The 19561-nt window shown below is 71.0% G+C and carries 17 protein-coding genes and 1 pseudogene; 9 read left to right on the top strand and 9 right to left on the bottom strand.

The features are described from left to right. The first annotated feature begins 211 nt into the window (after positions 1 to 211). The gene (locus tag ABZ532_RS01795; RefSeq protein WP_361278501.1) at positions 212 to 1588 is read left to right on the top strand and encodes an aminotransferase class V-fold PLP-dependent enzyme; all 1377 of its coding nucleotides are present in this window, start codon (positions 212 to 214) and stop codon (positions 1586 to 1588) included. A 51-nt stretch (positions 1589 to 1639) separates the two neighbouring features. Here ABZ532_RS01795 and ABZ532_RS01800 read toward each other — a convergent pair whose 3' ends face one another. Then, on the bottom strand, positions 1640 to 2614 hold the full coding sequence (locus tag ABZ532_RS01800) for a carbohydrate kinase family protein (RefSeq protein ID WP_361278504.1): 975 nt from the start codon (positions 2612 to 2614) through the stop codon (positions 1640 to 1642). 130 nt (positions 2615 to 2744) lie between these two features. Here ABZ532_RS01800 and ABZ532_RS01805 point away from each other — a divergent pair, with 130 nt between their 5' ends. Next, positions 2745 to 2951, top strand: a complete 207-nt coding sequence (locus ABZ532_RS01805; RefSeq protein ID WP_361278507.1) for a hypothetical protein — start codon at positions 2745 to 2747, stop codon at positions 2949 to 2951. Between the two features lie 179 nt (positions 2952 to 3130). Then, positions 3131 to 4618 (top strand): hypothetical protein, encoded by a 1488-nt coding sequence (locus ABZ532_RS01810; RefSeq protein ID WP_361278509.1) that lies wholly within the window; start codon positions 3131 to 3133, stop codon positions 4616 to 4618. Positions 4619 to 4695: 77 nt separating this feature from the next. Here the strand turns inward: ABZ532_RS01810 and ABZ532_RS01815 are convergent, their stop codons facing one another. Next, positions 4696 to 5052: an iron-sulfur cluster assembly accessory protein gene (locus tag ABZ532_RS01815; RefSeq protein WP_361278511.1), complete on the bottom strand. Its 357-nt coding sequence runs from the start codon at positions 5050 to 5052 to the stop codon at positions 4696 to 4698. A gap of 290 nt (positions 5053 to 5342) precedes the next feature. Between ABZ532_RS01815 and nadA the strand changes: the two genes are divergently transcribed. Further along, complete coding sequence (nadA, locus tag ABZ532_RS01820; protein ID WP_361278513.1) at positions 5343 to 6557, top strand: quinolinate synthase NadA; 1215 nt, start codon at positions 5343 to 5345, stop codon at positions 6555 to 6557. A gap of 156 nt (positions 6558 to 6713) precedes the next feature. On the opposite strand, the gene ABZ532_RS01825 is transcribed toward nadA, so the two are convergent. The 5 genes from ABZ532_RS01825 to ABZ532_RS01845 all read right to left on the bottom strand — a co-directional run bounded on the left by ABZ532_RS01825 (position 6714) and on the right by ABZ532_RS01845 (position 13191). Beyond that, entirely contained in the window at positions 6714 to 9857 is a 3144-nt protein-coding gene (locus ABZ532_RS01825) for an efflux RND transporter permease subunit (protein ID WP_361278515.1), read from the bottom strand. 163 nt (positions 9858 to 10020) lie between these two features. Next, positions 10021 to 10707 carry a response regulator transcription factor gene (locus ABZ532_RS01830; protein ID WP_361278517.1) on the bottom strand — a complete coding sequence of 229 codons (687 nt, stop codon included), beginning with the start codon at positions 10705 to 10707 and terminating at the stop codon, positions 10021 to 10023. Then, on the bottom strand, positions 10704 to 11936 hold the full coding sequence (locus tag ABZ532_RS01835; protein WP_361278520.1) for a sensor histidine kinase: 1233 nt from the start codon (positions 11934 to 11936) through the stop codon (positions 10704 to 10706). Before ABZ532_RS01835 ends, ABZ532_RS01830 begins: the two co-directional genes overlap by 4 nt. A 171-nt stretch (positions 11937 to 12107) precedes the next feature. Next, a complete protein-coding gene (locus ABZ532_RS01840) occupies positions 12108 to 12386 on the bottom strand; it encodes a hypothetical protein (protein ID WP_361278522.1) in 279 nt (92 codons plus the stop codon). A 25-nt stretch (positions 12387 to 12411) separates the two neighbouring features. Beyond that, positions 12412 to 13191 (bottom strand): PspA/IM30 family protein, encoded by a 780-nt coding sequence (locus tag ABZ532_RS01845; RefSeq protein WP_361278525.1) that lies wholly within the window; start codon positions 13189 to 13191, stop codon positions 12412 to 12414. A gap of 286 nt (positions 13192 to 13477) precedes the next feature. Here ABZ532_RS01845 and ABZ532_RS01850 point away from each other — a divergent pair, with 286 nt between their 5' ends. Together ABZ532_RS01850 and ABZ532_RS01855 are read left to right on the top strand one after the other, a co-directional pair. Beyond that, entirely contained in the window at positions 13478 to 14074 is a 597-nt protein-coding gene (locus tag ABZ532_RS01850; protein WP_361278527.1) for a DUF3043 domain-containing protein, read from the top strand. Between the two features lie 116 nt (positions 14075 to 14190). Further along, a complete protein-coding gene (locus ABZ532_RS01855) occupies positions 14191 to 14925 on the top strand; it encodes a methyltransferase domain-containing protein (protein WP_361278675.1) in 735 nt (244 codons plus the stop codon). A 102-nt stretch (positions 14926 to 15027) separates the two neighbouring features. Here the strand turns inward: ABZ532_RS01855 and ABZ532_RS01860 are convergent, their stop codons facing one another. Next, complete coding sequence (locus ABZ532_RS01860) at positions 15028 to 15237, bottom strand: hypothetical protein (protein ID WP_361278529.1); 210 nt, start codon at positions 15235 to 15237, stop codon at positions 15028 to 15030. Positions 15238 to 15321: 84 nt separating this feature from the next. Here ABZ532_RS01860 and ABZ532_RS01865 point away from each other — a divergent pair, with 84 nt between their 5' ends. The 3 genes from ABZ532_RS01865 to ABZ532_RS01875 all read left to right on the top strand — a co-directional run bounded on the left by ABZ532_RS01865 (position 15322) and on the right by ABZ532_RS01875 (position 18837). Beyond that, complete coding sequence (locus tag ABZ532_RS01865) at positions 15322 to 16530, top strand: bifunctional adenosylcobinamide kinase/adenosylcobinamide-phosphate guanylyltransferase (RefSeq protein WP_361278532.1); 1209 nt, start codon at positions 15322 to 15324, stop codon at positions 16528 to 16530. A 173-nt stretch (positions 16531 to 16703) separates the two neighbouring features. After that, positions 16704 to 17819, top strand: a complete 1116-nt coding sequence (gene cobT, locus ABZ532_RS01870) for a nicotinate-nucleotide--dimethylbenzimidazole phosphoribosyltransferase (RefSeq protein WP_361278534.1) — start codon at positions 16704 to 16706, stop codon at positions 17817 to 17819. 121 nt (positions 17820 to 17940) lie between these two features. Next, positions 17941 to 18837 carry a hypothetical protein gene (locus tag ABZ532_RS01875; RefSeq protein ID WP_361278536.1) on the top strand — a complete coding sequence of 299 codons (897 nt, stop codon included), beginning with the start codon at positions 17941 to 17943 and terminating at the stop codon, positions 18835 to 18837. Here ABZ532_RS01875 and ABZ532_RS01880 read toward each other — a convergent pair. Further along, positions 18804 to 19544 (bottom strand): annotated as a pseudogene (locus tag ABZ532_RS01880) (hypothetical protein); the annotation flags it as partial. The gene ABZ532_RS01875 and the pseudogene ABZ532_RS01880 overlap by 34 nt on opposite strands. Between the last annotated feature and the right edge of the window lie 17 nt (positions 19545 to 19561).

Below are 19561 nucleotides of genomic sequence, written 5' to 3' on the forward strand. Positions count from 1 at the left end.
CGCGGGCAGGGGTTTGGATGTTTATGCGGACCAAACCCTACTGGACGCTATTTGGGGTCGCGCGGGGAGGGTGCCCAACGCGCCGTCCGACGACCCGAAGGGGTGGACCGGCCGGTTCCGGCAGCCTCCCCCGACCCCCTACTACCTGCGCCGCAGCGCCTTCTGACGGCTGCTTCGCGGCCGGTCCCCAGCAGGGCGCTAGCGTGGCGGCGTGCCCTATTTCGACAGCGCGTCGTCCGCTCCCCTGCATCCCGTGGCCCGGCAGGCCCTCCAGGCCGCCCTCGACGAAGGCTGGGCCGATCCGGCCCGGCTCTACCGCGAGGGGCGGCGGGCGCGGCTGCTGCTCGACGCCGCCAGGGAGGCGGCGGCGGACGCCGTGGGATGCCGTCCGGACGAGCTCTTTTTCACCAGTTCGGGTACTCGTGCCGTCCACGCGGGACTTGCCGGGGCGATGGCGGGGCGCCGGCGCACCGGGCGGCACGTGGCGGTGTCGGCGGTCGAGCACTCGTCGGTGCTGCACGCCGCCGAGGGCTTCGATGTCACCGAGGTGCCGGTGGACCGCACCGGCGCGGTGTCACCGGGAGACTTCGGCGCGGCACTGCGCCCTGACACCGCCCTGGCCGCCCTCCAGTCCGCCAACCACGAGGTGGGCACGGTGCAGCCGGTCGCCGAGGTCGCCGGAGTGTGCCGGGCGGCCGGGGTGCCGCTGCTCGTCGACGCGGCGCAGTCGCTGGCCTGGGGCCGGGTGGAAGGGGACTGGTCACTGCTGACCGGCAGCGCACACAAATGGGGCGGACCGGCCGGGGTCGGACTGCTCGTGGTGCGCAAGGGTGTCCGGTACGCCTCCCAGGACCCCGCGGACGAGCGGGAATCGGGGCGGGCACCCGGCTTCGAGAACATCCCGGCCATCGTGGCCGCGGCGGCGTCGCTGCGCGCCGTACGGGAGGAGGCGGCGGGCGAGTCGGCCCGGCTGCGGGCCCTGGTCGACCGGATCCGGGCCAGGGTCCCCGAGCTGGTCCCGGATGTCGAGGTGGTCGGTGATCCGGTGCGGCGGCTGCCCCATCTCGTCACGTTCTCCTGTCTCTATGTCGACGGGGAGACAGTGCTGCACGAGCTGGACCGGGCGGGTTTCTCCGTGTCGTCCGGTTCGTCGTGTACGAGTGCGACGCTCGCCCCGAGCCATGTGCTGCGGGCGATGGGGGTACTGAGCGAGGGCAATGTGCGGGTGTCGCTGCCGCCCGGCACTGCCGAGGGGGATGTGGACCGCTTCCTGGAGGTCCTGCCGGGGGTCGTGGCGGGGGTGCGCACCCACCTCGACGCCCCCGTCTCCCCCGGGCCGTACGCCGGTACGGGTGCCGACGCCGGGACGCTGGTCGTCGACGCGCTCGGCAAGCGCTGCCCGATCCCCGTGATCGAGCTGGCCAAGGTCATCGGGGACGTGCCGGTGGGCGGCACGGTCACCGTGCTCTCCGACGACGAGGCGGCGCGCCTGGACATCCCCGCCTGGTGCGAGATGCGGGGTCAGGAGTACGCGGGCGAGCACCACGTGGAAGGCGGCACGGGTTACGTGGTGCGCCGCGTGGACTGACGCGGTCGCCGGCCCCCGGGCGAACCACACGCCCCGGGGCCGGGGCCGGGGCTACGAAAGGAACGTCTGGACCTCGGCGCCCGCGTCGTGGCCGTACGCCTTGGTGAAGCGCTCCATGAAGTGGGCGCGGCGCAGGGTGTACTCCTGGGTTCCCAGGGTCTCGATGACCAGGGTGGCGAGCATGCAGCCGACCTGGGCGGCACGCTCCAGGCCGACGCCCCAGGACAGACCGGAGAGGAAGCCCGCGCGGAAGGCGTCGCCCACACCTGTCGGGTCGACCTTGAAGTCCTCCTCCGGGCATCCGACCTCAATGACGCCCTCGCCCGCGCGCTCGATGCGCACACCGCGCGAGCCGAGGGTGGTGACCCGGTGGCCGACGCGGCCCAGGATCTCCTCGTCCGTCCAGCCGGTCTTCGACTCGATGAGCCCCTTCTCGTACTCGTTGGAGAAGAGGTAGGTCGCCCCGTCCAGCAGTATCCGGATCTCGTCGCCGTTCATCCGCGCGATCTGCTGGGAGAAGTCCGACGCGAACGGGATTCCGCGGGAGCGGCACTCCTCGGTGTGCCGCAGCATGGCCTCCGGGTCGTCGGCACCGATGAGCACCAGGTCGAGGCCGCCGACGCGGTCCGCGACCGACTTCAGCTCGATCTGGCGGGCCTCGCTCATCGCCCCGGTGTAGAAGGAGCCGATCTGGTTGTGGTCGGCGTCGGTGGTGCAGACGAAGCGTGCGGTGTGCAGGACCTCGGAGATCCGTACGGATTCGGTGTCCACGCCGTGCCGGTCCAGCCAGGCGCGGTACTCGTCGAAGTCGGATCCGGCGGCGCCGACCAGGATCGGGCGGGTCCCGAGCTGTCCCATACCGAAGCAGATGTTGGCGCCGACCCCTCCCCTGCGCACGTCGAGGTTGTCGACCAGGAAGGAGAGGGAGACCGTGTGCAGCTGGTCCGCTACCAGTTGGTCGGCGAAGCGGCCGGGGAAGGTCATGAGATGGTCGGTGGCGATGGAGCCGGTGACTGCGATTCGCACGGCGAGGTGCTCCTGGAGGGAGACGGCGTTGACAGCTAACGCTACCGGTTTCCGCACCCCGCATTGCAGTACGAAAACTACCCGATAGTAGGTCTTTTTTCCGTCAACCTGACGTGCTTAACGTGCCCGCATGCCCAAAACCTTCGCTCTGCACCACTCATGGGACACCGAGATCAGCCTCGCCGAGCTCCGTGGCCGCAGCGCACGGATGGCCCCGCACTGGGTGGCCGCGCCCGCCTCCGCGCCCGCCCCTGTGCCGCCGTCGCTCATCAACGGGGTGGTCGTGTCCGCCGCGTCGGCACGGCTGGTGGGCACGATGCCCGCTTTCGCCGACTAGCACGGCCTGGCACCCACCAGCACCCACCAGCGCGAGAGCCGACCCGCGTCGGCTGAGGCTCCAGCTCCCGGCACGGCACGGCACGGCACGGCACGTAAGGGAACCGCACGCCCCCTCGTACCGTCACAGGGGTGTCCTCTGAGACGGACACGTGTGACGGGTACTGAAGGAGCGATGCGGTGAACAGCACGGAGCGACCCACCAAGAGCACCGGCGCCGACGACTCGGCTCGGCGGCGTTCCCAGCTGGTCGTCACCTCGGTGGCAGCGGCAGTCCTGCTCGTGGGCGGTGGCGGAGCGTACTGGGCCACCACGGCCTCTGACGGCCCCGAAGGCTCCCCCGCCTCCCCGGCCTCCGCCAGCACACCCCCGCCGCTGGCCCTGGACGGTCCATCGGACAGCGGGCCGGGACCGGGGATCGCCCCGGGCGAGCCCGACCCGAACGGCGCCCGGTACCGCGCGAGCGGGAAGCTGCCCGAGGGCCCGGAGAGCGCCCCCGTATACCGCGCGCAGGGCGCTGTCGCCGAGGCGGACGTCACCCGGCTGGCCGCGGCCCTTGGAGTGGAGGGCACCCCGCGGGCCGTCGGCGACGTATGGCGGATCGCCGCGGAGAAGGACTCCAGCGGGCCGGTGCTGCAGGTCGGCCGCCAGGCTCCGGGCACCTGGACGTTCGCCCGGTACGGCGCCGCACCCAAGGGCGACAACTGCCTCAAGGGCAGGCCCTGCCCTGACGGCGGAACCCCGGGTACCGGCACGGACGCCGCCAGGGCCGCGGTGAGCGAGGAGGCCGCGAAGAAGGCGGCCGCCCCCGTGCTCACTGCCCTGGGCCAGGGAGGCGCACGGCTGGACGCCTCCCAGACGATGGGGTCGACCCGGGTGGTGAACGCGGATCCGGAGATCGGGGGGCTGCCGACGTACGGCTGGCTGACCGGGATCCAGGTCGGTGCCGACGGCCAGGTGGTCGGCGGCAGCGGGCAGCTGGCCAAGCCCGTGGAGGGCGCCGAGTACCCGGTGATCAGCGCGTACAAGACCCTGGAGCAGCTGAACAAGTCCTCCCGGGGCGGCGCCCCCGGGAACATCGGGGGCTGCGCGACTCCCGTCCCAGCCGAGAACCCGGATGCGCCGGGCGGCCCGGGCAAGCCGATCGCACCCTGCGAGCCCCACCCGGGCTCCGGCTCCGCTGAGCCCGTGACGATCAGCAAGGCGGTGTTCGGGCTCGCGGTGCACTCCGTGGACGGCAAGCCCGCGCTCGTACCGTCGTGGCTGTTCGAGGTGGACCCGGAGGGCGACGCCAAGCCGTTCACGATCACGCACCCGGCGGTGGACCCGAAGTATCTGAAGCAGCCGGACCCGGGAGCGTCGCCGTCGGAGTCCCCCGATCCGTCCCAGCTGCCGGAGACCACCACGCGCCAGGTCGAGTCGTACGCGGTCTCGGGCGACGGCCGCACCCTCACGCTGCGCTTCTGGGGCGGTGTGTGCAGCGAGTACGAGGGCAAGGCGGAGGCGACCGGCTCCGAGGTGAAGGTGCACATCACCGAGACGCGCAAGGACCCGGGGAAGGTCTGCATCCTGATCGCCAAGGAGCTGACGACCAAGGTCACGCTTGCTCAGCCGCTGGGTGACCGGAAGGTCGTGGACACAACGGGCCAGACGGTGCCCCTGAAGTAGGCCGGCACGCACGGAAGGGTGGTGGCCCCGGCTCGACCGGGGTCACCACCCTTCCTGCGTTCGGATGTCTGAGCGACTCAGCTGAACGAGTCTCCGCAGGCGCAGGAGCCCGTCGCGTTCGGGTTGTCGATCGTGAAGCCCTGCTTCTCGATGGTGTCGACGAAGTCGATCGAGGCGCCGCCCAGGTACGGAGCGCTCATGCGGTCCGTGACCACCTTCACACCGTCGAAGTCCTTCACGACGTCACCGTCGAGGGTGCGCTCGTCGAAGAAGAGCTGGTACCGCAGGCCGGAGCAGCCGCCGGGCTGAACGGCGACGCGCAGCGCCAGGTCGTCCCGGCCTTCCTGGTCCAGCAGGGCCTTGACCTTGCCCGCGGCGGCGTCGGACAGGAGGATGCCGTCGCTCACGGTGGTGGTCTCGTCCGATACGGACATCTGCTTCTCTCCCGGGTTGTACGGAGACTGCTTGCCGACGTTGGCAACCGGCCGGGCCGCCGATTCATTCCGGGCGCGCCCTAGTCTTTCCTCTTCATGCTCGCACACGCGCTCTCCCGGGGGCACCGACCTGCCGATCGGGAATTGCGTCACATCGACGCTATCGCCATCGTCAAAGTGACGTGAAGCGGTTATGATAGATAGCGTCAAATAGACGAAAAGGATTCCCGGCGACGCAGCCTCCGGTCCGACCGGAGCGGCTTAGCCGCGCTGACCGCAGAGAAGAAAGGGTGCGTGACGTGACCACCGCCCACACCGCCCAGACCGCGCCGGTACGGGACGTCCTGGACGTCCAGCCGACGCCGCTCGCCCTGCTGCTGCTCGGCCGGGAGGCCGACCCCCGGAGCGAGCGGGGCGTCGAGTGCCCCGGGGACCTGCCCTCCCCGTCCGACCCGGACCTGGTGGAGCGGGCCCGCGCCGCGAAGGAGAAGCTCGGACACAAGGTCTTCGTGCTCGGTCACCACTACCAGCGCGACGAGGTCATCCAGTTCGCCGATGTCACCGGCGACTCCTTCAAGCTGGCCAAGGACGCGGCGGCGCGGCCCGAGGCGGAGTACATCGTCTTCTGCGGTGTGCACTTCATGGCGGAGTCCGCGGACATCCTGACCTCCGACGACCAGAAGGTCGTGCTGCCCGACCTCGCGGCCGGCTGCTCCATGGCCGACATGGCCACGGCCGAGCAGGTCGCCGAGTGCTGGGACGTCCTCGCCGAGGCGGGCATCACCGACGTGACCGTCCCGGTCTCGTACATGAACTCCTCCGCCGACATCAAGGCCTTCACCGGCAAGCACGGCGGCACCATCTGCACCTCGTCCAACGCCAAGCGGGCCCTGGACTGGGCCTTCGAGCAGGGCGAGAAGGTGCTCTTCCTCCCGGACCAGCACCTCGGCCGGAACACCGCGGTCCGCGACATGGGGATGTCCCTCGACGACTGCGTCGTCTACAACCCGCACAAGCCGAACGGCGGGCTGACGCCGGAGCAGCTCCGGGCCGCGAAGATGATCCTGTGGCGCGGCCACTGCTCGGTGCACGGCCGCTTCTCGCTGGACTCCGTGAACGACGTCCGCGAGCGCATTCCGGGGGTCAACGTGCTGGTGCACCCCGAGTGCAGGCACGAGGTCGTCGCCGCGGCGGACTACGTGGGCTCCACGGAGTACATCATCAAGACCCTCGAGGCGGCTCCGGCCGGCTCCAAGTGGGCGATCGGCACCGAGCTGAACCTGGTACGCCGCCTGGCGAACCGTTTCGCCGACGAGGGCAAGGAGATCGTGTTCCTCGACAAGGCGGTGTGCTTCTGCTCGACGATGAACCGGATCGACCTTCCGCACCTCGTCTGGGCGCTGGAGTCCCTCGCGGAGGGCAACCTGGTGAACCGTATCCAGGTCGACCCGGAGACCGAGAGCTTCGCGAAACTCGCCCTCGAACGCATGCTTGCGTTGCCGTAACGGGGCTCTGCTCCTGTGACCCCCGCCGCCCCGTACACGGTTGTCCGCCGCGTACGGGGCGGCGGGGTTTTCGCGGTGGGGCCCACCGGGAAGCGTGAGGCCCCCGGCACCGGAAATGAATCCGGCACCGGGGGCAGGGCCTGAGAGGCCCGGGGCTCAGACGCCCGCGGGAGTCGGGGACTCCGTGGGCTCGTGAGACGCGGAGGCCGCCCGCTTGGCCGCCCGCTTCGCGCGGCGGCGCTCCTTGCGGAGCTCCACCATCGCGTACAGCGTCGGCACCAGCAGCAGCGTGAGCATCGTGGAGGTCACAAGACCACCGATCACCACCACCGCCAGCGGCTGCGCGATGAAGCCGCCCTCTCCCGTGACCCCCAGCGCCATCGGCAGCAGCGCGAAGATCGTCGCGAGAGCGGTCATCAGAATCGGGCGCAGACGGTGCCGCCCGCCCTCGATCACGGCCTCGACCACGCCCAGGCCCTGGGCCCGGTACTGGTTGATGAGGTCGATCAGCACGATCGCGTTGGTCACCACGATGCCGATGAGCATCAGCATGCCGATCATCGCCGGAACGCCCATCGGCGTGCCCGTGGCCACCAGCAGACCGATCGCGCCGGTCGCCGCGAAGGGGATGGACACCAGCAGGATCAGCGGCTGGATCAGCGACCTGAACGTGGCGACCAGCAGCATGAAGACGATCGCGATCGCCGCCAGCATCGCCAGGCCCAGCTGGGCGTTGGCCTCGGCCTGGTCCTCGGAGACACCGCCGATGGAGACGGTCGCGCCCTCGGGCAGATCCAGGCCGTCGATCTTCTGCTGGAGCGCGTTGCCCACCGCACCCGTGTTGTCGTCCGTCGGCTTCGCCTTGATCGTCGCCGCGCGGGCGCCGTCGATACGGGTCATCGAGACCGGGCCGGGCACCAGCTTGACCTCGGCGATGTCACCGAGCTTCACCGGGCCGAGCGGCAGCTTCTTCAGCTCGGCCATGGTCGTGGCCGGCTTGGCGGAGGTGATGACGACATCGCGCTCGCTGTCGTCGAGGATCGCCTTCGTCGCCGGGGTGCCGCGCACCGCCTGGGCCACCGCGAACCCGAGCGTGGTGTCGTTGAAGCCGGCATCCGCCGCCTTCGCGGTGCCCTTGACGGAGATCCGCGGCACGGACTGCGACAGGTCGCTCTGCACGTCGGTGACGTCGTCCAGCTTGGCGACCTCGGCGCGGACCTGCTCGGAGGCCTTGCGCAGCACCTCCGGGTCGGCGGCCTTCACCACGACGCTCAGATCCTGGTTGTTGAAGCCGTCACCGGCCGCGATGGTCGTGTCGCCGATGCCGTCGAGCTTGCCGAGCTCCTCGTTGATGCGGTCGCGGACCTTCTCGTAGGAGGAGGCGTCCTTGAGCGTCATCTGGTAGGAGGCCTGGTTGGCGCCGGTGCCGCCGCCGAAGGCGGCCATGAAACCGGACGAGCCCACCGTGACCTGGTAGTCCTTGATCTCGGCGATCCCGTCGAGGACCTTCTCGACCTTCCCCGCGGCCGCGTCGGCCGCTTCCAGGCTGGTGCCGGGCTTCAGCTTCTGCTTGACCGACATGACCTCCTGCTCGCCCTGGTCGAAGAAGTTCGTCTTCAGCAGACCGGCCATGCCGAACGTGCCGAACAGCACGACAAGGGACAGCACCACGCTGGTGAGCCGGCGGCGTGTCGCGAACCGCAGCACCGGCACGTAGCCGCGCTGGAGCAGACTGCGGGCTTCCTTCTCCTCCGCCTTGCGGCGTGCTTCGTCCGGGTCGAGCCCGCGCACGTCCTTGGGGGCGCGGAGGAACCAGTACGACAGGACGGGGACGACCGTCAGGGACACCAGCAGCGAGGCGAGCAGCGCCGCGGTGACCGTCAGCGAGAACGAGCCGAAGAGCTCGCCGACCATGCCGCCGACCAGTCCGATCGGCAGGAAGACTGCGACGGTGGTCAGTGTGGACGAGGTGACGGCACCGGAGACCTCCCGTACGGCGGTGATGATCGCCGCCTCGCGGTCCTCGCCGTAGCCGAGGTGCCGCTTGATGTTCTCCAGGACCACGATCGAGTCGTCGACGACCCGGCCGATGGCGATCGTCAGCGCCCCCAGGGTGAGCACGTTGAGCGACAGGTCGCGGGTCCACAGCACGATCAGCGCGAGCACGACGGACAGCGGGATCGAGACCGCGGTGACGATGGTCGAACGCAGCGATCCGAGGAACACCAGGATGATCACCACCGCGAACAGCAGTCCGAGCGCACCCTCGGTGGTCAGGCCCGAGATCGACTTGGAGACGGCCGGTCCCTGGTCCGAGACCACGGACAGCTCGGCGCCGGAGCCGAGGTCCTTGCGGAGTTCGGGCAGCTTGTCCTTGACCGCGTCGGAGATGCGGACGGCGCTGCCGTCCTTGTCCATGGTGGCGAGGACGGCGAGGCTGGGCCTGCCGTTGGTACGGGTGATGGAGACGCGCTGCGACTCCTCCTGCTTCACCGTGGCGATGTCACCCAGGCGCACCGGCTTGCCGGTCTTGCCCGCCCCGGCCTCCGGACCGGCCGCGGGTGCGATCCGCAGGTCCTCGATCTGCTTCAGCGAACGGAAACCCCCGCCGACCTGGACCGTGCGGCTGCTTCCCGCCTCGGAGAACGAGCCCGCTGGCATGGTCCCGCCGCCTGCGGTGAGCGCCTCGGCGAGCGCCTGCGCGTTCAGCCCGGCCGCGGCCAGCTTCTTGTCGTCGGGGGTGACGGACACCTGGAGGTCCTGGACGCCGTCCACGGTGACCTGACCGACGCCCTCGACGTCCTCCAGCGCCGGCACCACGGTCCGCTCGAGCTGGTCGGCCAGCGCCTGCTGGTCCTTGTCCGAGCTGACGGCGAGCACGACGGTCGGTATGTCGTCGGTGGAACCGGCGACCACCTGCGGGTCGACGTCGTCGGGGAGCTGGACCCGGGCACGGTTGACGGCCTGCTGGACATCGGCGACGAGCTGCTTGGTGCCCTCGTCCCCGTAGTCGAACGTGGCCATGATCACGGCGTTGCCCTCGCTCGCCGTGGAGGTGATGCCCTTGATGCCGTCGACGGCCTTGATGGTGTTCTCAAGGGGTTCGACGACCTGCTTCTCGACCACATCGGGAGACGCGCCCTGATAGGGGGCCAGCACCGACACCATCGGGAGTTCGATCGAGGGGAACAGCTGCTGCTTGAGCTGGGGGATGGCGATCGCTCCGAAGATGATCGCGACGATCGACATCAGCCCTATCAGGGCCCTTTGCGCGAGGCTGAATCTCGACAGCCAGGACATGGGGTCTCTCTTCTGTGGCTTCTGCGGCTTACATGGCGTACTCAGGACGGGCGCGGAGGTTGCCCGCTTATACGATCGGCCATTCGCACGGGTGAATCCGTCGCCCCCAGGTCGAGATCCTTATGTCACGCATACTCCGAACGGAGTACACGCGGGTGACCTCTCACTCCACCCGAGGACGGACCAGGCCCGATTCATAGGCGAATACCACCAATTGAGCCCTGTCTCGCGCTCCCAGCTTCGCCATCGCCCGGTTGACATGGGTCTTGACCGTCAGCGGGCTGACTTCCAGCCGCACGGCGATCTCGTCGTTGGAGTGCCCGCCCCCGACCAGGACGAGCACCTCGCGCTCACGTCCGGTCAGCGCCGCAAGCCGCTCCGGGTACGCCCCGGAGTCCGGATCGTCGTCCCAACCACCGCCCTGGGCGAGGAAGGTGGCGATGAGCCCCTTGGTCGCGGCGGGTGACAGCAGCGCCTCTCCCGCGGCGGCGATACGGATGGCGCTGAGCAGCTCGTCCGGTTCCGCGCCCTTGCCGAGGAAGCCGGAGGCCCCGGCGCGCAGGGACTGGACCACGTACTCGTCCACCTCGAAGGTCGTCAGCATGACCACCCGCACCGCGGCGAGCGCGGGATCGGCGCTGATCATGCGGGTCGCGGCGAGCCCGTCCGTGCCCGGCATCCGGATGTCCATGAGCACCACGTCGGGGCGCTGCGCGCGGGCCACGGCCACGGCCTCGGCGCCGTCCGCCGCCTCACCGACCACTTCCATGTCGGGCTCGGAGTCCACGAGCACCCTGAACGCGCTGCGCAACAGCGCCTGGTCGTCGGCGAGCAGCACCCTGATCGTCATGCGTCCCCCTCCGCGTGAGTGTTGACCGGCAGTATCGCCTGCACGCGAAAGCCACCGCCGTAGCGGGGCCCTGCACTGAGTGTGCCGCCGAGCGCGGTGACCCGCTCGCGCATACCGATGAGCCCATGCCCACCACCGGTGGTCTCGTCCGGCGTGGCCTGCGTACCGCGGTCGAGCACCGTGACCTCGACGGTCCGCCCCACCCGTACGACACTCACCTCGGCCCCGGCCGCCGCTCCCGCGTGCTTCTGCACATTGGTCAGGGCCTCCTGGATGATCCGGTACGCCGCCAGGTCGACGGCCGCGGGCAGGGTGGTGCCGTGGTCGGTCCTCGCCAGCTCGACCGGCTGTCCCGCGTGGCGGAACGTCTCCAGCAGCCGGTCGAGCCCGGCAAGGCCGGGGGCGGGCTCGGTCGGAGCCTCCGGATCGCCGGACTGCCGCAGCAGACCGACCGTGGCGCGCAGTTCGTTGAGCGCGGACCGGCTGGCCTCCCGTACGTGCCCGAGCGCTTCCTTCGCCTGGTCGGGGCGCTTGTCCATGACATGCGCCGCCACCCCGGCCTGCACATTGACCAGGGCGATGTGATGCGCCACGACATCGTGCAGGTCCCGGGCGATCCTCAGCCGCTCCTCCGCGACCCGCCTGCGGGCCTCCTCCTCCCGGGTCCGCTCGGCTCGCTCGGCCCGCTCCCGCATGGCGTCGACGAACGCCCGCCTGCTGCGTACGGCATCGCCCGCGGCGGCTGCCATCCCGGTCCAGGCGAACACCCCGATGTTCTCCTGGCTGTACCAGGGCGCGGAGCTGAACAGCATCGCTGTCGCCGTGAGCACCGTCATCGACAGCAGCCCGACCCGCCAGGTGGTGGGGCGGTCGGTGCGCGCGGCCACCGTGAACAGGGCGACCACCGCCGTCATCACCACCGGCGCGGGGGGATCCCCGACGATGCACTCCACGGCGGACAGGGCGCCCGTGACGGCCAGTACGGGCACCGGCCTGCTGCGCCGGAAGACCAGCACGACCGCGGCGAGCAACATCAGCACCAGGGCGTGCGGCTGCGGTGTGCGTGCTCCGAAAGTGGGCCCGTGCGGCCCGTGCGGATCGGCGAACGACATGCCGACCATGCAGACGAGCACACCGGACGCCAGCGCGGCATCGAACGCGAGGGGGTGCTCGCGCAGCCAGCCACGGGTGCGCTGAAGCCTGCTGGTTCGGGTCGGTAGTGCCGTCACGACAAGCAACGGTACGGGGTGCCATCCTGCCGGCGCCGCCCCGCGTCATGGCATCGCCTGAGGTCAGAAGGGGTGGCGGGCAGCGCCTTGGTGGCCAAGGTCACGGACGGCCGAGGCCACCGGACCGGGTCCGGCCCCCGCCCAAGGCAGGGGGCCGGACCGCACCCCGGATCAACCGGGAATCAGGCCGTCGTCGTTGAGCATGTCGCGGACTTCCTGGAGCGTCGCATCCGGAGACGGCAGGATCAGCTCCGAGGGCTCCAGCGAGTCGTCGGGAAGTGGAGCGCCGAGCCGGCGGACCGCGTCGAGCAGTCCGCACAGCGTGCGGCGGAAGCCGGGCTCGTCACCTGACTCCATTTCCGCGAGGAGCTCGTCGTCCAGCGTGTTCAGCTCGTCGAAGTGACCGTTGTCGACCCTCCACTGGCCCTCCCCCATGATCCTTACGATCATGACGCGCCGTCCCTACCGCTCATCATCACTGCTTGTTGAGGTTCGGCCGGTCCTGCGTCGAGCCGTCGCCGCCCTCGATGGCCTGCTGCTGAGCGCCGCTGCCTCCCGCCAGCTCGGCCTTCATCCGCTGGAGCTCCAGCTCGACGTCCGTGCCGCCGGAGATCCGGTCCAGCTCGGCGGCGATGTCGTCCTTCGCCATTCCCGTGGGGTCGTCCAGCGCACCGGAGGCGAGCAGTTCGTCGATCGCGCCGGCGCGCGCCTGGAGCTGGGCCGTCTTGTCCTCGGCGCGCTGGATCGCCAGGCCGACGTCGCCCATCTCCTCGGAGATCCCGGAGAACGCCTCGCCGATCCGGGTCTGCGCCTGGGCCGCGGTGTAGGTGGCCTTGATCGTCTCCTTCTTCGTACGGAAGGCGTCGACCTTGGCCTGGAGCCGCTGGGCCGCGAGGGTGAGCTTCTCCTCCTCGCCCTGGAGGGTCTGGTGCTGGGTCTCGAGATCGGTGACCTGCTGCTGGAGGGCGGCCCGGCGGGACAGCGCCTCACGGGCCAGGTCCTCGCGACCGAGCGCGAGTGCCTTGCGGCCCTGGTCCTCGAGCTTCGAGGACTGGCCCTGGAGCTGGTTGAGCTGCAGCTCCAGGCGCTTGCGGGAGGTCGCCACGTCGGCGACGCCGCGGCGTACCTTCTGCAGCAGCTCAAGCTGCTTCTGGTACGAGTAATCGAGGGTCTCGCGCGGATCCTCGGCCCGGTCAAGGGCCTTGTTTGCCTTCGCGCGGAAGATCATCCCCATACGCTTCATGACACCGCTCATGGGCTTCGCGCGCCCCCTTCTGACGGACTGGCTCCAGCTACTCCAGAACCCACAGTACGGGCCCTGGTTCCATTACCGCACTGTTCGAGCGCGGATGCGCTCCTCCCCAGGAACGACCTGCCGTCCACCCTGATCCAGCGCAGGGAGGAGAAGGCCCTCAGGGACAGAGACGCGCGCCGCACGGGGATCGTTGCAAGGCGCCGGACGGAGTCCGGCGGAAGTCCGGGAAAAGTCCAGGGGGACCTTCGGCACCGCTCCCTCCCATCACCCCGTACCCTTGTGTTTTGTGTTTGGTAGCCGTTCGAAGGATGAGAAGGCCCCCACCGACAAGGTGACGGCGGACCTCTCCAAGCAGCCCCGCGACCCCGAGGCCCCCAAGGGCAGGCCCACCCCGAAGCGGAATGACGCCCAGGGCCAGCGCCGCCGCGCGCAGTCGGCCCCGGTCGACCGCAAGGACGCCGCGCGCCGCCAGCGCGAGGCGCGCCGTGCCGACCTGTCCAAGCAGCGTGAGGCACTGGCCGGTGGCGACGAGCGCTATCTGCCGCCCCGTGACAAGGGCCCGGTGCGTCGCTTCGTGCGCGACTTCATCGATTCGCGCTTCTGCATCGCGGAGTTCTTCCTGCCGCTGGCCGTCGTGATCCTGGTGCTCTCCATGATCCGTGTGCCGCAGCTCCAGAACATCGCGCTGCTGCTGTGGATGGGCGTCATCGTGCTGATCATCGTCGACTCGATCGGCATCTCCATCCGGCTGAAGAAGCAGCTGAAGGAGCGCTTCCCCGACGAGCCGAAGCGCGGCGCGGTGGCGTACGGCCTGATGCGTTCCCTCCAGATTCGCCGGCTGCGGCTGCCGAAGCCCCAGGTCAAGCGCGGAGAGCGGCCCTGAGCACTGATGTTTCCGGGGCGTCGGGCGTCTCCGGCGCCTCCGATGTCTCTTCTCGTGTCTCTGGTGTTTCCGGTTTCGGTGGCGGCGCGGCGGCCTGGATCGAGGGCCTCGGCGGGCTGCGCAACACGGTCCGGCAGGAGCTTGTCGGGCGCCAGCTCGACGAGCAGATAGCCGCGCGCTTCCCGGTCGGGCAGCGCCTGCGGATCCTCGACGTCGGTATGGGCCAGGGCACCCAGGCTCTGCGGCTGGCGCGGGCCGGGCACACGGTGACGGGTCTCGAGGCCGATCCCGGGATGCTGGCGGTGGCGCGTGAGGCGCTGTCGACGGAGCCCGCCGGCATCCGGGAGCGCTTCCGGATGATCGAGGGCGACGGCCGGGACACCGGGGTGCACTTCCTGCCGGGTGCGTTCGACGTGGTGCTGTGCCATGGCGTGCTGATGTACGTGGAGGCCCGCGACGCGATGCTCGCGGGGCTGGCCCGGATGCTGGCCCCCGGCGGCCTGCTCTCGCTGCTGGTACGCAACGGGGACGCGCTGGCCATGCGGCCGGGGCTGGGCGGCGACTGGCCGGGGGCACTGGCCGCCTTCGACACGGACGCGTACACCAACCGGCTCGGTCTGACCGTGCGGGCCGACCGGCTGTCGGATCTGACGGCGACGCTGGCGGGGATCGCGGCGCCGCTGCACGCCTGGTACGGGGTGCGGGTCTTCACGGACACCATCCCGAACGAGGCGGAGCCGCCGTCCGGCGCGTCGCTGGAGCGGCTGCTGGCGGCGGAGGACCGGGCGGGCAGGACGGATCCGTACCGGTCGGTCGCGGCGCTGCTGCATCTGTGCGGAGTACGCGGCTGACAGGTACACGGCACGGATCTGGTCCCCCGGGTCGGTGCCCCGAGGCGGCGGCCGTCGTGGGCCGCCGCCAGGCCGTCGAAACGGGTAGGGGCCGGAGCCGCGTCACGCCCCTTCGGCGTGCAGACTCATGGGTCCGTAGATCTCGCTGCCGTCCTCGAAGAGGAACACCTGCTCGGCGCCGCCCTCGAGCAACTCCTTCCAGACCTCGCCGATCCAGGACTCGGCGTCTCCCTGGGTGCTGAACTCCTCCGGCTCCACGGCCGGGCTGACCTCCGTCCCGTCGGCCTTCTCGAACCGCCACGTCCACGCCATATGCGCCTCCCGGGAACTGATCGGATTGCTGCCCGCAGCGTAGCCGGGCGAGCACCGGCAGCGGCGGCGCGGGAGGATCGTCCTGTGGAAGTGACTCTGCTCGGCACCGGCGCCCCCAGCGGGCTCCCCCGCCCCGACTGCCCCTGCGCCGTCTGCGCGGCCGCTCGTGGCACGCATGCCCGCGCCGTGACCGCCCTGCTGGTCGACGCCGCCCTGCTGCTCGATCTGACGCCCGGGGCCACGCTGGCCGCCGCCCGCGCGGGGCGCTCGCTGGTGGGCGTACGGCAGGTGCTGCTGACGCATCCGCACGACGGGCCAGCGGTGGAGCTGCCGGTGGGTCTGCCGACCGCCGGGCGGGTGCCGGACGGCCAGGAGTTGACGCTGATCAGCGGGCACAGGGTGAGGGCGGTGCCGATGGACTCACCGGGCACCGGCTACGAGGTGACCTCGCCGGACGGCGACAGGCTGCTCTACCTGCCGCCCGGCGGAGCGCCCGCGGGTGTCGCGAACACCGCGAACGGGACGGCTCCGTACGACATGGTCGTCGCCGACGTCATCGGCCGCCCGGACGGTCTCGCCCGGCTGCGCGCTGCCGGGGCAGTGAGCCCGACGACGGATGTGGTCGCGGTCCATGTCGACCACGACGTGCCACCGGGCCCCGAGCTGGACCGCCGGCTGGCGGCGGCGGGAGCGCGAACCGTGCCGGACGGTACGACGCTGACCGTGGGCGACTACCGCGCGGTGCCGGATGTGCCGCTCCGCACCCTCGTCACGGGCGGGGCGCGGTCCGGGAAGTCGCTGGAGGCGGAACGCCGGCTGGAGTCCTTCCCCGACGTGCTGTACGTGGCGACCAGCGGGACCCGTGCCGGCGACCAGGACTGGAGGGCCCGGGTCGCGGCCCACCGCGAACGCCGGCCGGGCTCCTGGCGCACGCTGGAGACCTGCGACCTTGTCCCGCTGCTGGCCCAGGACGGAGCCCCGCTGCTGATCGACTGCCTGTCCCTGTGGCTGACCGACGCGATGGACCGGGTGGACGCCTGGGATGACGAGGTATGGGAGCGCTCGGGCCGGGAGGCGCTCCACAGCCATGTCGCGGACCTCGTCGCGGCAGTGCGCGACACGCGCCGCACGATTGTCGCGGTCACCAACGAGGTGGGTTCGGGTGTGGTGCCCGCGACGGCGTCGGGCCGCCGCTTCCGCGACGAACTCGGCCGCCTGAACGCGGCGTTCGCCGCAGAGTGCGAACACCTGCTCCTGGTCGTGGCGGGCCAGCCGCTGGCCCTGCGGGGCTGAGGGCCTGAGCGCTCCGCCGGAATCCCGGTGCGCCACCCGGGGCGCAGGTCCCCCGCGCGCTCGGGCGCACGGCCAGGACCTCACGGGACCTGATGACGCGGGCCGATCCGCAAAGATCACCCGGACATGGCCCAGCGGCCCGGCAGCGACGCGCTGCCGGTACTGTTCGGCGAATGAGCCCGCTGAATCTCGACGACTTCTCCGATCTGATCGAGCGCCCCGACAGCGGTGTCCGGCGCGACGCCGAGGAACGCCGTGAGCGGCTGGTCGTGCGGCCCGGCGCTCTGGGGCGGCTCGACGAGCTCGGGGAGTGGCTGGCGGCTGCCCAGGGGGCTGTGCCCGTACGTCCCGTGGAGCGGCCGAAGGCGGTGCTGTTCGCCGGGGACCACGGGGTCGCCGAGCTGGGCGTGTCGGGGCGGCCCGCGGGCAGCGCGTACACCCTGGTGCGGGCCGTGCTCGACGGGGCGAGCCCGGTCGCGGTGCTGGCCCGGCGGATGGACGTGCCGGTGCGGGTCGTCGACGCCGGGCTCGACTGCGACCCGGAGCTGCTGCCCGCCGATGTCGTACGCCATCGGGTGCGGCGCGGCAGCGGGCGCATCGACATCGAGGACGCCCTCACCCGCGACGAGGCGGAGCAGGCCGTGCGGCTCGGTATGGCGGTCGCCGACGAGGAGGCCGACTCGGGCACCGACCTCGTCGTGCTCGGTGATCTCAGTGTGGGTGGTACCACCCCCGCCTCGGCCCTGGTCGCCGCGCTGTGCGGCACCGACGCCTCTGTGGTGACCGGCCGTGGCGGTGTCGCCATCGACGACCTCACCTGGATGCGCAAGTGCGCGGCGATCCGCGACGCGCTGCGGCGGGCCAGGCCCGTGCTCGGCGACCAGCTCGAGCTGCTGGCCACGGTCGGCGGGGCGGACCTCGCGGCGATCACGGGCTTTCTGCTCCAGGCCGCAGTGCGGCGGCTGCCGGTGATCCTCGACGGGGTGGTGTCGGCGGCGTGTGCCCTGGTGGCGCAGCGTGCGGCGTTCCGGGCACCGGACTGGTGGCTGGCGGGGCAGGTCAGCGGTGAACCGGCGCAGGGCAAGGCGCTGGACCGGATGGCTCTCCACCCGCTGCTCGACCAGGGTGTCACGGTCGGCGAGGGCACCGGGGCCATGCTCGCTCTCCCGTTCGTGCAGGCGTCCGCGGCCCTGGCGGCCGAGCTGCCCGAGCGTACCCCCGACGCTCCGGAGGCCACGGACTCCCCGGACGCCTCGGACGCCGAGGACCACAAGCACGAAGTGCACTGACGCGCTCCTCGTCCGCCCGCCCGGGCGGCTTCGGAAAACACCCAGGTGACACTCAACCTCGCGGTGCCGGGACCGGTCTTCGAACGTGGCCACGTTCCGACCCATCCGGGAGCCGCGATTCATGCCGTCCGAACCGAGCGCCGACGGCGCGCGCGCCTTCGCGCGCCGCGAGTGGGGGCCGCTGTACACCGCCGTCAGGACCGCCCTCGTGGAGCGGCGGTGGCGGGCGGTCCCGATGACGCTCACGGCGGTCTGTCTGACCGCGTTCTTCCAGCTGGTCCAGAACCAGCCGTGGGGGTACGAGCCGGTGCAGGTGATCGGCTCGGTGCGGGCCGAGTACCCGCTGTGGGTGGCTCTGCTGCGCACCCCGCTTTCGCTGTTCGTACCGGCGCTGGACCTGCCGGTGTGGGGTGCGCTGGCGCAGATCCTGCTGGTGTTCGGGATCGCCGAGATCTGCCTGGGGCGGCTGCGGACGCTGGTGATCGCCTATGTGTCCACGCTGGCCGGGACGCTGTACGCGCGGATCGCGATCGCGCTGGGCCCTGAGAATGCCCTGGGACTGCCCGCCGCGGACGCCCATGTCGTGGACACCGGCCCGTCGGCCGCGGTCATCGGTCTGGCCCTGTACCTGGGCTACCGGTACCGGGCCTGGCTGACGATGAACCTGGTGATCGCGGCGATGGTGATCGAGGTGCTCATCAAGAACAACCTCGCGGGCAAGGAGCATCTGGCGGCCATCGCCGCGGTGCTGGTGGTGTGTGCGGTGACGGCGCTGCGGGGACGTCGGCGTCAGCGCGGACCGGGTTCACGGGACGTGTCCCGAGGCAGATCCCCCGCCCCGGCACCGGAGGTGTCACGAGCGCCGTCCCCCGGCCCGGCACCTGACGTGTCATGGGAACCGCCTCCCGCCGCGGCACTCACCGAGCCCTCGGCCGCGCCGCCGGCCGGGGCAGTCTGCCCGTCGCCGGACGCGGAGACCGCCACCACCCGGTCGGGAGCCCCGCCGATCAGGTCCTGAAACTTTCGGCGCGGCCCCGTCCAGCGCTTGTCGTGGCGGAAGGCGCGCAGGATCGCCCGCGCCCGGGAGCGCGGACGGCTCCGGTAGAGGCGCTTGGCCCAGAGTGACGTGGGACGGGCCAGCCGCAGCGCGCCGAAGAGGGCCACGAACGGCACGAGGGTGCCGATGACCGCCATCCGCAGTTTGCCCTTCACCAGGGTGATCAGGACGAAGCAGAAGTTGACGGCGACGAAGAACAGGAAGAGCCGCCGGTCGTCCTGCTCGTCCTCGGTGAGGTTGTCCACGCCGAGCGGGGAGAAGCCGGCCAGGAAGAGCAGCAGTACGGAGGCGGTGAGCACCACGGCTTCGACGCTCTTGCGGCCCTCGTTGGTCCAGTAGACGTCGTCGAGGTGCAGGATCAGCGCGAACTCGTCGAGTACGAGCCCCGTGCCCATGCCGAAGATCAACGCGAAGACGACGGTGCCCGCGCCGGTGTGCTGACTGCTGGCGACGGAGCCGAAGCCGCCGACCACGGTGAGGATCACGCCGGGAACCACATGGTGGATGTGCACCCCACCGGTGCTGACGTTGCGGAACGGCCCTTTGCCGGCTCTGATCATCCGGGTGACGATGCGGGTGATCAGGAAGGTCAGCACGAACGAGGCAAGCGCGAGCAGCAGCGGGAGCTTGCCCGGCTCCACGATGTTGCGGTAAAACCAGTCACCCATGCCCACTCGCTCCCGTT

Source organism: Streptomyces sp. NPDC019396, from assembly GCF_040632375.1.
Classification (GTDB): domain Bacteria; phylum Actinomycetota; class Actinomycetes; order Streptomycetales; family Streptomycetaceae; genus Streptomyces.

Coding starts and splice junctions, on each gene's coding strand:
- ABZ532_RS01805 (WP_361278507.1), top strand. CDS start 2,745: ATGCCCAAAACCTTCGCTCTGCACCACTCATGGGACACCGAGATCAGC.
- ABZ532_RS01815 (WP_361278511.1), bottom strand. CDS start 5,052: ATGTCCGTATCGGACGAGACCACCACCGTGAGCGACGGCATCCTCCTG.
- ABZ532_RS01825 (WP_361278515.1), bottom strand. CDS start 9,857: ATGTCCTGGCTGTCGAGATTCAGCCTCGCGCAAAGGGCCCTGATAGGG.
- ABZ532_RS01830 (WP_361278517.1), bottom strand. CDS start 10,707: ATGACGATCAGGGTGCTGCTCGCCGACGACCAGGCGCTGTTGCGCAGC.
- ABZ532_RS01840 (WP_361278522.1), bottom strand. CDS start 12,386: ATGATCGTAAGGATCATGGGGGAGGGCCAGTGGAGGGTCGACAACGGT.
- ABZ532_RS01845 (WP_361278525.1), bottom strand. CDS start 13,191: ATGAGCGGTGTCATGAAGCGTATGGGGATGATCTTCCGCGCGAAGGCA.
- ABZ532_RS01860 (WP_361278529.1), bottom strand. CDS start 15,237: ATGGCGTGGACGTGGCGGTTCGAGAAGGCCGACGGGACGGAGGTCAGC.
- cobT (WP_361278534.1), top strand. CDS start 16,704: ATGAGCCCGCTGAATCTCGACGACTTCTCCGATCTGATCGAGCGCCCC.
- ABZ532_RS01875 (WP_361278536.1), top strand. CDS start 17,941: ATGCCGTCCGAACCGAGCGCCGACGGCGCGCGCGCCTTCGCGCGCCGC.